The organism is Xanthomonas sp. NCPPB 3005, assembly GCF_041228095.2.
In the GTDB taxonomy this organism is placed as follows: Bacteria; Pseudomonadota; Gammaproteobacteria; order Xanthomonadales; family Xanthomonadaceae; genus Xanthomonas_A; species Xanthomonas_A bonasiae.
This window is the reverse complement of the sequence record NZ_CP166096.2, coordinates 4,129,569-4,141,687: the sequence shown is the minus strand read 5'-3', so window position 1 is coordinate 4,141,687 and position 12,119 is coordinate 4,129,569. Positions and strand designations below refer to the sequence as shown.

General features: G+C 70.5%; 12 protein-coding genes. 11 read left to right on the top strand and 1 reads right to left on the bottom strand.

Annotated elements, in window-relative coordinates; genetic code table 11:
- Positions 1-81 precede the first annotated feature (81 nt).
- The gene (locus AB8810_RS17780) at positions 82-1,044 is read left to right on the top strand and encodes a glycosyltransferase family 2 protein (RefSeq protein ID WP_369914425.1); all 963 of its coding nucleotides are present in this window, start codon (positions 82-84) and stop codon (positions 1,042-1,044) included.
- The gene (locus tag AB8810_RS17775; protein WP_369914424.1) at positions 1,041-2,891 is read left to right on the top strand and encodes a hypothetical protein; all 1,851 of its coding nucleotides are present in this window, start codon (positions 1,041-1,043) and stop codon (positions 2,889-2,891) included. The genes AB8810_RS17780 and AB8810_RS17775 overlap by 4 nt, the downstream gene beginning before the upstream one ends.
- A gap of 284 nt (positions 2,892-3,175) precedes the next feature.
- On the opposite strand, the gene AB8810_RS17770 is transcribed toward AB8810_RS17775, so the two are convergent.
- Positions 3,176-3,748, bottom strand: a complete 573-nt coding sequence (locus AB8810_RS17770) for a Maf family nucleotide pyrophosphatase (protein ID WP_369914423.1) — start codon at positions 3,746-3,748, stop codon at positions 3,176-3,178.
- A 126-nt stretch (positions 3,749-3,874) separates the two neighbouring features.
- Here AB8810_RS17770 and AB8810_RS17765 point away from each other — a divergent pair, with 126 nt between their 5' ends.
- The 9 genes from AB8810_RS17765 (at position 3,875) to AB8810_RS17725 (ending at position 12,081) form a co-directional block, all read left to right on the top strand.
- Positions 3,875-4,384: a DUF177 domain-containing protein gene (locus tag AB8810_RS17765; RefSeq protein ID WP_179570660.1), complete on the top strand. Its 510-nt coding sequence runs from the start codon at positions 3,875-3,877 to the stop codon at positions 4,382-4,384.
- Between the two features lie 104 nt (positions 4,385-4,488).
- The gene (gene rpmF, locus AB8810_RS17760) at positions 4,489-4,683 is read left to right on the top strand and encodes a 50S ribosomal protein L32 (protein WP_009608206.1); all 195 of its coding nucleotides are present in this window, start codon (positions 4,489-4,491) and stop codon (positions 4,681-4,683) included.
- 96 nt (positions 4,684-4,779) lie between these two features.
- Positions 4,780-5,763, top strand: a complete 984-nt coding sequence (locus AB8810_RS17755; protein WP_179570661.1) for a beta-ketoacyl-ACP synthase III — start codon at positions 4,780-4,782, stop codon at positions 5,761-5,763.
- Positions 5,764-5,984: 221 nt separating this feature from the next.
- On the top strand, positions 5,985-6,644 hold the full coding sequence (locus tag AB8810_RS17750) for a glutathione S-transferase family protein (protein ID WP_369914421.1): 660 nt from the start codon (positions 5,985-5,987) through the stop codon (positions 6,642-6,644).
- Positions 6,645-6,772: 128 nt separating this feature from the next.
- A complete protein-coding gene (gene fabD / locus AB8810_RS17745) occupies positions 6,773-7,717 on the top strand; it encodes an ACP S-malonyltransferase (RefSeq protein WP_191825020.1) in 945 nt (314 codons plus the stop codon).
- Between the two features lie 88 nt (positions 7,718-7,805).
- On the top strand, positions 7,806-8,549 hold the full coding sequence (fabG, locus tag AB8810_RS17740; protein ID WP_179570664.1) for a 3-oxoacyl-ACP reductase FabG: 744 nt from the start codon (positions 7,806-7,808) through the stop codon (positions 8,547-8,549).
- A gap of 153 nt (positions 8,550-8,702) precedes the next feature.
- A complete protein-coding gene (gene acpP / locus AB8810_RS17735; RefSeq protein ID WP_046981398.1) occupies positions 8,703-8,942 on the top strand; it encodes an acyl carrier protein in 240 nt (79 codons plus the stop codon).
- Positions 8,943-9,071: 129 nt separating this feature from the next.
- A complete protein-coding gene (gene fabF, locus AB8810_RS17730; protein WP_179570665.1) occupies positions 9,072-10,307 on the top strand; it encodes a beta-ketoacyl-ACP synthase II in 1,236 nt (411 codons plus the stop codon).
- A 424-nt stretch (positions 10,308-10,731) separates the two neighbouring features.
- Positions 10,732-12,081, top strand: coding sequence for an aminodeoxychorismate synthase component I (locus AB8810_RS17725; RefSeq protein ID WP_179570666.1), 1,350 nt, complete (start codon positions 10,732-10,734; stop codon positions 12,079-12,081).
- Positions 12,082-12,119: the final 38 nt, after the last annotated feature.

The window sequence follows — 12,119 nt, the reverse complement described above, 5'->3', positions numbered from 1 at the left end:
AGCATGGCGCGCCTTTCCACGCCCGCCGCGCAGGACCGCCCACCGCCCATGCCGAGTCTTTCTGCTGCCCACGCCGCGGCCATGCCGCGGATCGCGGTGCTGGTTCCCTGCCACAACGAAGCGGCCACGATCGCCCAGGTCGTCGCCGCGTTCGCCGCGCAGTTGCCGACGGCGAGCATCCACGTGTTCGACAACAATTCCAGCGACGCCACCATCGCGCACGCGCGCGCGGCCGGTGCGCAGGTGCGCGAAGTCGCACTGCAGGGCAAGGGCAACGTGGTGCGGCGCCTGTTCGCCGATGTCGATGCCGACGTGTACGTGCTGGTCGATGGCGATGCGACCTACGACGCGGCGATGGCGCCGGCGCTGATCGAGCGCCTGCTGCGCGATGGCCTGGACATGGTGGTCGGCGCGCGGCGCAGCGACGAGGCGGCCGCCTACCGCGCCGGGCACCGCGTCGGCAACGTGCTGCTGACCCGCTGCGTGAGCTTCCTGTTCGGGCGCAGTTTCGACGACATGCTGTCCGGCTACCGGGTGTTCTCGCGCCGCTACGTGAAGTCGTTTCCCGCCCATGCCGCCGGTTTCGAGACCGAGACCGAACTGGCGGTGCACGCGCTGCAGCTGCGCATGCCGGTGGCGGAGGTGGCCACGGCCTACGGCGCGCGGCCGCAAGGCTCGCAGAGCAAGCTGCGCACCTGGCACGACGGCACCCGGATCCTGCTGACCATCCTGCGCCTGTTCAAGGCCGAACGTCCGCTGCTGTTCTTCTCGCTGGGCTTCGGCGCCTGCGTGCTGCTGGCGCTGGGGCTGGCGGTGCCGCTGGTGCTCACCTATGCGCACACCGGCCTGGTGCCGCGCTTCCCGACCGCGATCCTGTGCTCGGCGCTGGTGCTGCTCGGCTTCCTGTTGCTGGCCTGCGGCCTGATCCTGGACACGGTGACCCGCGGCCGGGTCGAGGCCAAGCGCCTGGCCTATCTGGCGATCCCGGCGCTGCCGTTGCGGTCGCCGGCGGCGTCTCCCGCAGCCGAAGACGACCGCGCATGAGTGCGGCAAGCGCGGCGGTGCCGCGTCCAACTCGCCGCCAGCGCCTGCTGCGCGCGCTGGATCGCCGCTTCGCTTTCCACGACCGCGGCAACGTGATCGCCGCCGGCATCGCGGTCGCCCTGCTCGGCGGCGTGCTGTCGCTGCTGCTGGGCCAGGACGCCAACTGGGATCTGCGCAACTATCACCTGTACAACGGCTATGCCGCGCTGCATGGCCGCCTGGGCACGGACCTGGCGCCGGCGCAGCTGCAGAGCTACTTCAATCCGCTGCTGGACATGCTGCACTACGCGCTGATGACCGGCCTGCCGGCGCCGCTGGCGGGCTTCGCGATGGGCGCGCTGCACGCGCTGGCGTTCCTGCTGCTGGCCGGCATCGCCTGGCAAGTGCTGAATCCGCGCCTGGACCGGGCGCGGCTGGCGCCGTGGCTGGCCCTGGCCGGCATGTGCAGCGCCGCGTTCCTGTCCGAATTCGCCGGCACCATGGCCGACAACAGCAGTGCACTGCCGGTGCTGGGCGCGTTGCTGGCCGCGCTGCACGCGCAGCGCCGGCAACAGGCGGCCGGGCAGGGCGTGGCGATTGCGTGGTGGGCGCTGGCTGGTGCGTTGCTGGGCCTGGCGCTGGCCTGCAAGCTGACCAATGCGGCGTTCGCGCTCGCGCTGGGCGTGGCGGCGCTGGCCGCGGGCGGCCGCATGCGGCAACGCGTCGGCGGCGCCGCGGTACTGACCGCGGTCACCGTGCTCGGCTTCGCGGTCCTGGCCGGGCCGTGGTTGCTGGGCGTGTGGAAGGCCTTCGGCAACCCGCTGTTCCCGCAGTTCAACAGCCACTTCCTGGCGCCGCTGGCGCAGCCGGTGGCGCTCAGCGATACGCGTTGGCTGCCGCAGGGCTGGTTGCAGCGGCTGAGCTGGCCGCTGCACTTCTCGTTCGCGCCGAACCGGGTCAGCGAGGTCGCCTTGCGGCAGATCGTCTGGCCGTTGCTGTACCTGGTCGGCCTGGCCGCGCTGCTGCGGTTCGCGCTGCGCCGGCCACCCCGGCCCGCGGCGGCCAGCGACGTGGTCGCGCCGGCGTGGCGCGCGCTGCTGGTGTTCTTCGTGGTCGCGTACCTGGCCTGGCAGTCGGTCTTCAGCATCCAGCGCTACCTGGTGGTGCCGGAGTTGCTGGCGCCGCTGGTGCTGTGGGTCGGGCTGCGGCACTTGCTGCCGGCACGCATCGCCGCCCCGGCGGCGCGCTGGGCGCTGATCGCCTGCGCGCTGGTCGCGCTACAGGGCTGGGGCGACTGGGGCCACGAGCGCTGGGCGCGCGCGGCGTTCCGGGTGCAGGCGCCGAGCATGCCGCAGCCGGCGCGCAGCCTGGTGCTGCTGGTCGGCGACGTGCCGCAGTCGTGGCGCATCCCGTTCCTGCCGGCGCAGGCGGCGTACGCGTCCGTGGCGTCCAATTTCCCTGAATCGCCGGCCTACGCCGAGCGCGTGCAGGCGCTGCTGGCCGAACGCGGCCAGGGCTATGCGCTGTTGCCGGCGACGGTGGATCGCAACGTCGCGCGGTTGCAGCGGCTCAATGCGCTGGCTGCGCGGCTGGGCCTGGACCGGGGGCCGGACTGCCGGCTGATGCGGCGCCTGGCGCACCGGCCGGTACGCGCGGCGGTGACCGAGCGCGATGGCCGCTGCCAGTGGACGATCCTGCCGGAGCGGGCCATTGACATCGCCGCAAGCGACCGCGCGGCGCTGGCCCTGGCCGACCAGCAACTGGCCCGCTACGGCCTGACCTTGCAGCTGGACACCTGCGCAGTCCACGAATCCTGGGTCGGGCAGGCGCGCTTCCCCTACCAGTGGTGCCGCGTCGGCCGGCGTTGACGCCGGCCTCGCCGGGCTAGGGCATGTCATCGATTCCCGAGTAGGTCGCGTTGGGTCTGTCAGGTCGCCAGCCGGCGCTGCGTGGCGCAGCGCCTGACTGGCGGTCAGGTCAAGCCGCGCGGCGCCGGCTGGCGGCCTGACAGGCCCAACCCGCAGGGCCGCTCTTGTGCGTCTTCGGCGCTACGTCATCGCCCGGGCGGAACCATCCTCCATACCTTCCCGCTCTTGCTTGCCTCGTGCACCCACAAGAGCGGCGCGATCTGCTCGGGGATTGATGGCGCGCCCTAGGGCAGCACGTAGCCGGCCTCGCGCAGCAGCCCGGCCAGGCCGATCAGCGGCAGCCCGACCAGCGCGGTCGGGTCCTGGCTGTGGATCGCGCTGAACAGGCTGATGCCCAGGCCTTCGCACTTGAAGCTGCCGGCGCAGTCCAGCGGCTGCTCGGCGGCGACGTAGCGGGCGATCTCCTCGGCCTGCAGCACGCGGAAGCGCACTTCGGTCAGGTCGCACAGCTGCAGCGCCCGCGCGCCGCGCAGCAGGCACACCGCGGTATGGAAGCGCACGCTGCGCCCGGACATCGCCGCCAACTGCGCCTGTGCGGCCTCGGCATGGCCGGGCTTGCCCAGCGGCTGGCCGTCGAGTTCGGCGACCTGGTCGGAGCCGATCACCCAGGCATCGGCCGCGCCGGCGGCCACTGCCGCGGCCTTGGCCCGCGCCAGGCGCTGCGCCAGCGCCAGCGGCGCTTCCCCGGGCAGCGGCGTCTCCTCGACCTGCGGGCGGGCGCTGTCGAACGGCAGGCGCAGGCGCTGCAGCAGCTCGCGGCGGTAGACGGAGGTGGAGGCCAGGATCAGGCGCGGCATTGGCGAGGTCGGGCAGGGCGGCGCGGGCGCCGGGGCCGGCAGTCTGCGGCGCTGCGTGCGGCCGGGCAAGCAGGAGGACAGGACGGTTTGACAGAGCCTGCCCTAGTCCTTAACATTCTGCGGCTTATGTCCGCGAACGTGCCCGAACTGTTGGATGCCTGGCGGATGGTCGCAGCGCGCAGGGTCTTCGAAGACCGCCTGCCGCTCTCGGCGATGACCCGTCTGCAAGGCAGCCTGGCCGATACCGAAGGCGAATGCCGTTACACGCTGGAATTCGGCCGCGACGCTGTACTGCAAGTGTCCTACGTCGAACTGACGCTCGAAACCGAGCTGCCGCTGATCTGTCAGCGCAGCCTGCAGCGCTTCCTGCTGCCGGTGTCCAGCGTACAGCGGCTGGGACTGATCCGCAGCGAGGCCGAAGAGGCCGCGCTGCCGCCGGATTACGAGGCCTTGCTGGTGCCGGACGACGGCATGCTGCGGCCCGCCGATCTGGTCGAGGACGAGTTGGTGCTGGCGGTTCCGCTGGTGCCGGTGGCGCCCGGAAGCGAGGCGGTCGAACAGGACTGGCCGGCGACCGAGGAAGAGGTGAGCAAGGCCAACCCGTTCGCGGCGTTGGCGGCGCTGAAGAAACAGTAGCGGTCGGCCCGCCGGCGCGCTGCCTTGAAGGTTGTTGCCGGACGCGCGCGTCCTGCGCGACGTAATGACGACAGATGTAAACGAACCGAGTTTGGAGCAATCCCATGGCTGTGCAGAAATCCCGTGTCACCCCGTCCCGCCGCGGCCAGCGCCGTTCGCACGACGCCCTCAGCGCCAAGCAGCTGTCGACCGACCCGACCAGCGGCGAGATCCACCTGCGCCACCACATCACCGCCGACGGCTACTACCGCGGCAAGAAGGTGATCGCCACCAAGACCTCGCAGGTCGAAGAAGATTGATCCGTGCCCGTCCCTCGCGCCGCGGCGGACGGAGTCACCCATCTTCACAGGCCGCGCCCGCGCGGGCGGCCTGCGTAACAGGCAACAGGAATCAGCATGAGCAAGCGGATCTATTCCAGGATCGCGGGCACCGGTAGCTATTTGCCTGAAAAAGTGTTGACCAACGACGATCTGTCGCACATGGTCGATACCAGCGACGAATGGATCCGCAGCCGTACCGGCATCCGCGAGCGGCACATCGCCGCGCCGGGCCAGACCGCCGGCGACCTCGGCTACGAAGCCGCGTTGAAGGCGATCGAGGCGGCCGGTATCGAGGTCGCCGCGCTCGACATGATCGTCGTCGGCACCACCACCCCGGATCTGATCTTCCCGTCCACCGCCTGCCTGATCCAGGCGCGGCTGGGTGCGGTCGGTTGCGCCGCGCTGGACGTCAACGCCGCCTGCTCGGGCTTCGTCTACGCGCTCAGCGTGGCCGACAAGTTCATCCGCTGCGGCGACGCCAAGACCGTGCTGGTGATCGGCACCGAGACCCTCAGCCGCATCGTCGACTGGACCGAGCGCACCACCTGCGTGCTGTTCGGCGACGGGGCCGGCGCGGTGGTCCTGCGCGCCGACGAAGACACCGGCATCCTCAGCACCCATCTGCACGCCGACGGCAGCAAGAAGGAGCTGCTGTGGAATCCGGTCGGCATCTCCACCGGACTCGGCGACGGCACCGGCGACGCCTCCGCCGGCGGCATCCAGATGAAGGGCAGCGAGGTGTTCAAGTACGCGGTCAAGGCGCTGGACGCGGTGGTCGACGAGACCCTCGACGCCAACGGCCTGAACAAGGGCGACCTGGACTGGCTGATCCCGCACCAGGCCAACCTGCGCATCATCGAAGCCACCGCCAAGCGCCTGGAACTGTCGATGGACCAGGTGGTGGTGACGGTGGACATGCACGGCAACACCTCGTCCGCCTCGGTGCCGATGGCGCTGGACGTGGCGGTGCGTTCCGGCCGCGTGCAGCGCGGCCAGCTGCTGCTGCTGGAAGCCTTCGGTGGCGGCTTCACCTGGGGCTCGGCACTGCTGCGCTACTGATCGTCGCGCGGGCGCCCGCCGCCCGCGCCACCGCGTCTCCTCTCCTGCAAGACACCTGCGCGCCCGGCCGGCGCCCCGCCGGGCGCAGGGCTGTGGTCGCGCGGTTCCGTGCCCGCGGCCGTGTGCGCCATCCACGCGTGTCGATTTCCGTCTCCGCCGAGCGTCGTCAGGACAGCAGCGCCTCCGCGCCTGCTCCGGTCTTCACTTCGAGGTGTACGACGATGTCATTGACGCTCTATGCCCATCCATTCTCGTCCTACTGCCAGAAAGTCCTGGTCGCGCTGTACGAGAACGGCACGCCGTTCGCGTATCGCCAGCTGGCTGGCGGCGACCCGCAGCCCATGGCCGAACTGGGCGCACGCTGGCCACTGAAACGCTTTCCGCTGCTGGTGGACGCCGGCCGCAGCGTCGCCGAGGCGACGATCATCATCGAGCATCTGGCCTTGCACCATCCCGGGCCGGTGCCGTTGCTGCCGGCCGATCCGCGCGCGGCGCTGGAGGTCCGCTTCATGGACCGCTTCTTCGACAACTACCTCGCCACGCCGCAGCAGAAGATCGTGGCCGATCGCCTGAGGCCCGAGGGCGAGCGCGATCCGCGCGGCGTGGCCGATGCGCGCGCCACGCTCGACACCGCGTATGCGTGGCTGGATCGGACCATGGCCGACCGGACCTGGGCCGCCGGCGAGGACTTCAGCCTGGCCGATTGCGCGGCGGCGCCGTTCCTGTTCTATGCGGACTGGACGCATCGCATCGCCGCCTCGTTCGCGCATGTCCGCGCGTATCGCGCGCGCTTGCTGGCGCGCGCCGCGTTCGCCCGCGCCGTGGACGAGGCGCGGCCGTATCGCGGCCTGTTCCCGCTCGGCGCGCCCGACCGCGATTGAGCGTTTCCGGCAGCGCCCGCGCCTGGCGCGGCGCCGGCGTTGCTGCAGGCGCACATACGCCCGGGTACAGACGCACGGCCGGTTTCGCCCTTATCATCGCCGCTCGTTTTTCGCTGTTGGGCATTTCAGTGACCGATTCCACACTCGCCTTCGTTTTCCCCGGCCAGGGTTCGCAATCGCTGGGCATGCTGGCCGAACTGTCCGAACTGCACCCGCCGCTGCGCGACAGCTTCGTCGAGGCCTCCGACGGCGCCGGCGTCGACCTGTGGGCGCTGACCCAGGGCGGCCCCGAGGAAATGCTCAACCGCACCGAATACACCCAGCCGGCGCTGCTGGCGGCGAGCGTGGCGCTGTGGCGGCTGTGGCTGGCCCAGGGCGGCGCGCGGCCGGCGCTGCTGGCCGGGCACAGCCTGGGCGAATACAGCGCGCTGGTCGCGGCCGGTGCGCTGTCGCTGCACGACGGCGCGCACCTGGTGCGCCTGCGCGGCCAGTTGATGCAGGACGCGGCCCCGGCCGGGGTCGGCGCGATGGCCGCGGTGATCGGCGCCGAGGACGCGCTGGTCGAGGAGGTCTGCGCGCAGGCCGCCGGCAGCCAGGTGGTGGTCCCGGCCAACTACAACTCGCCCGGCCAAGTGGTGATCGGCGGCGACGCGGCGGCGGTCGACCGCGCGCTGGCGCTGCTGGCCGAGCGCGGCGTGCGCAAGACGGTGAAGCTGGCGGTCAGCGTGCCCTCGCATACGCCGCTGATGCGCGAGGCGGCCAACCGCCTGGCCGAGGCGATGCGCGGCATGGCCTGGCACGCGCCGCAGCTGCCGGTGGTGCAGAACGTGGATGCGCAGGTGCACGACGGCATCGATGCGATCCGCCAGGCGCTGGTCGAGCAGTTGTACCTGCCGGTGCGCTGGACCGGCTGCGTGCAGGCGCTGGCCGCGCGCGGCGCCACCCGCGTGGCCGAATGCGGCCCGGGCAAGGTGCTGACCGGGCTGATCAAGCGCATCGACAAGTCGCTGGACGGGCGCGCGCTGGCCACCCCGGCCGACTTCGCCACCGCGCTCGAGACCTGGGCCGCCTGATCCCGCTGCCGCGCGCGGGCGCTTGCGCCCGCGGCGGCGGCCTTTCCCGCGGCGCTTCGCGCGCCGTCCTTCCCCCAAGGAACAGCAGATGAGCAAGCCATTGCAGGGCGAGATCGCCCTGGTCACCGGCGCCAGCCGCGGCATCGGCGCGGCCATTGCCGACACCCTGGCCGCGCAGGGCGCCACCGTCATCGGCACCGCCACCTCCGCCTCCGGTGCGCAGGCGATCGGCGAGCGGATGGCCGCCAACGGCGGTCACGGCCGCGCGCTGGACGTCACCGACCCGGCCGCGGTCGAGGCGCTGATCGAGGCGATCGGCAAGGAATTCGGCGCGGTCTCGATCCTGGTCAACAACGCCGGCATCACCCGCGACAACCTGCTGATGCGGATGAAGGAAGAGGACTGGCAGGCGATCATCGACACCAACCTGACCAGTGTGTTCCGCACCTCCAAGGCGGTGCTGCGCGGCATGATGAAGGCGCGCAAGGGCCGCATCGTCAACATCGCCTCGGTGGTCGGCGTGACCGGCAATCCGGGCCAGGCCAACTACGCCGCGGCCAAGGCCGGGATCATCGCCTTCTCCAAGTCGATGGCCAAGGAAATCGGCTCGCGCGGCATCACCGTCAACGTGGTCGCGCCGGGCTTCATCGACACCGACATGACCAAGGCCCTGCCCGAGGCGCAGCGCACCGCGCTGCTGGAGCAGATCGCGCTGGGCCAGCTCGGCCAGCCGGCCGACATCGCCAACGCGGTGGCGTTCCTGGTCGGCCCCGGGGCCGGCTACATCACCGGAGAGACCCTGCATGTGAACGGCGGGATGTACATGCCGTAAGCCTGCGGCGCAAGGACTGCGCCTAAGTGGCTGATCGATGGGCGTTTGTGCAGCGATGCAAGCGCCGGGCGGTTTCCACTACACTATCCAACGCGGCCATCGCAGCCCGATGGCGTTTCGAACCACCACTACTCCATCTGGAGCGATATCCCAATGAGCACCATCGAAGAACGCGTCAAGAAAATCGTCGTCGAACAACTCGGCGTCAAGGAAGAAGAAGTCACCAACAGCGCATCGTTCGTCGATGACCTCGGTGCCGACTCGCTGGACACCGTCGAGCTGGTGATGGCGCTGGAAGAAGAGTTCGAGTGCGAAATTCCGGACGAAGAAGCCGAGAAGATCACCTCGGTGCAGCAGGCCATCGACTACGTCAAGGCGCACGTCAAGAGCTGATGCTCCGTTCTCGATCGCGATCGGCGCCTGCGTGGGTCCGGTCCGCGTGACAATCCCATGGGGCCGCGCATGCGGCCCTGTGTTTTTACAGCGTCAACGCCGCGCGCATCGCGGCGAGGAGATTTCGCAATGAGCCGTCGCGTCGTCGTAACCGGCATGGGCCTGGTATCGCCGTTGGGCAATGACCTGGCCAGCAGTTGGGAAGGAATCGTCAACGGGCGTTCCGGCATCGGCCCGATCACCCAGATCGATGCGTCGCAGTTCACCACCAAGATCGCTGGCGAGATCAAGGATTTCGATCCGACCAAGTTCGTGTCGGTCAAGGACGCCAAAAAGATGGATTCGTTCATCCACTACGGCGTCGGCGCCTCGTTCATGGCGCTGGACGATTCGGGCCTGGTGATCGACGACAGCAACGCCGAACGCATCGGCGCGATCCTCGGCTCGGGCATCGGCGGCCTGCTCGGCATCGAGGAGCAGACCATCAAATTCCACGAGGGCGGCGCGCGCAAGATCTCGCCGTTCTACGTGCCCAGCACCATCATCAACATGCTCCCCGGGCAGGTGAGCCTGATCAAGGGCCTGAAGGGCCCGACCTTCTCGGCGGTCTCCGCCTGCGCCACCTCCAACCATTCGATCGGCACCGCGCTGCGCATGATTCAGCACGGCGATGCCGACGTGATGCTGGCCGGCGGCGCCGAGCGCGGCTCCTCGCCGACCTCGGTCGGCGGCTTCTGCTCGATGAAGGCGATGTCCACCCGCAACGACGATCCCGCCGCCGCCTCGCGGCCGTGGGACAAGGGCCGCGACGGCTTCGTGCTCGGCGACGGCGCCGGCGTGCTGGTGCTGGAAGAGTACGAACACGCCAAGGCGCGCGGCGCGCGCATCTATGCCGAACTGGTCGGCTTCGGCGCCAGCTCCGACGCGTTCCACATGACCGCCCCGAGCGAGGACGGCGAAGGCGCCGCGCGCAGCATGCTGGCGGCGATCAAGGACGCCAAGCTCAACCCCGACCAGATCGACTACCTCAACGCGCACGGCACCTCCACGCCGCTGGGCGATCTGGCCGAGACCCTGGCGATGAAGCGCGCGCTGGGCGACCACGCCTACAAGACCATGGTCAGCTCGACCAAGTCGATGACCGGGCACCTACTCGGCGCGGCCGGCGGCGCCGAGGCGATCTTCTCGGTGATGGCGCTGCACACCGGCATCATCCCGCCGACGATCAACCTGGAAGAGCCGAGCGAAGGCTGCGACCTGGACTACGTGCCGAACGTGGCGCGCGAGAAGAAGATCGACGTGGCGATGTCCAATGGGTTCGGCTTCGGCGGGACCAATGGGACCTTGGTGTTCAAGCGGATGTGATTGAGCCGGGATTGGGGAGTGGGGATTCGGGATTGGCAAGAGCTGGAGCCGTCCCGGTTCCTCTCGCGATCCGCGCTTCGTTTGTTTGTCGGTCTGCCAAGACGCCTGGTGGTGCGGATGCTTCTGGGGTCGCGCGTTGTCCGGTACGCGCGATGACGCGCCTGCAGCGCTGAGGCGTAGTCCGCACGCGCCAGCGCTCTGGCGGCGCGCGTCGCCAGGTCAATTGCAGTCGCGGTGGTGCCGGATAGGCGTCGTGTAGCCTGGCAGTTTGCTGCGGTGACGGCGCCGGTTCGTTCTATCGCATGCTGCAGCACGCCAGTGCCAGGCGCTTCGCGCGGTAGCGGGTTGTAGGCGCCGATCGTTCGCATGGAGCAGGGCGCCGCCGCCTGCATCCGCATCACCTCCATCTTCCACCGGGTCTTCGATGCTGCGTACCGTTCCCCTGCCGGCCGACACCGATCTGCTGGCGCTGCATCGCCTGGCGCCGCAGCGCTATCCGTTGCTGCTGGAATCGGCGGCGTCGGGGACCGCGCAGGGCCGCTGGGACCTGTTGCTGATCGCCGGCGGCGAGGGCCTGCGCCTGGACCGCGATGGCGTCACCCGCGACTTGCGCGGCGCGGTTGTCGAGGGCGATTTCCTGGCCGCGCTGGACGCGCACTGGCAGGCCGAACGCTGCGCGCGCGACGAACCGCGCTGGCCGTTCCGCGGCGGCTGGGCGCTGCTGCTGGATTACGAGCTGGCGGCGCAGGTCGAGCCGGTGCTGCAGTTGCCGCAGGGGCAGGCGGCGGCGCCGGTCGCGCTGGCGTTGCGCTGTCCGGCTGCGCTGCTGCGCGACCATGCCAGCGGCGAGTGCGTGGCGCTGGCGGAAACCGCGCACGCAGGGCTGCTGGACCAACTGCTCGCCGATCTGCAGGCCGTGCCGGCCGCCGCGCCGCTGCCGGCCTGGACCCCGCCGCTGGCGATCGACGAAGACCCGCCGCAGCGCTTCGTCGATGGCGTGCGCCGCATCCTCGACTACCTGCGCGCCGGCGACGTGTTCCAGGTCAACCTGTCGCGGCGCTGGTCGGCGCGTTTCGCCGCCGCGCTGGATCCGGCCGCGCTGTACGCGCAGCTGCGCCGCGCCAATCCGGCGCCGTTCGCAGGCCTGTTCGTCGGCCATGGCCGCGCCGTGGTCAGTTCCTCGCCGGAACGGCTGGTATCGGTGCGCGGCGACGTGGTCGAGACCCGGCCGATCGCCGGCACCCGCCCGCGCGCGCCCGGCGACGACGAGGCCGCGCGCATCCGCGAGCTGGTCGGGCACCCCAAGGAACGCGCCGAGCACGTGATGCTGATCGACCTGGAGCGCAACGACCTGGGCCGGGTCTGCGCGCCGGGCAGCGTCGAGGTCGACGAGCTGATGACGGTGGAAAGCTACGCCCACGTGCACCACATCGTCAGCAACGTGCGCGGGCGGCTGCGCGCCGGGGTCAGCCCCGGCGACGTGATCCGCGCCACCTTCCCCGGCGGCACCATCACCGGCTGCCCCAAGGTGCGCTGCATGCAGATCATCGCCGAGCTGGAACAGACTCCGCGCGGCGCCTACACCGGCGCGTTCGGCTGGCTCAACCGCGACGGCGACATGGACCTGAACATCCTGATCCGCACCGCCGAAGTGGACGGTGCGCAGGCGCATTTCCGCACCGGCGCCGGCATCGTGGTCGATTCGCAGCCCGAGCGCGAACTCGACGAAACCCGGGCCAAGGCGCGCGGCCTGCTGCGCGCGCTGGAACCGTGAGCGGCACGGTCGCGATACCGGCCGATGCCGGCCGCGCG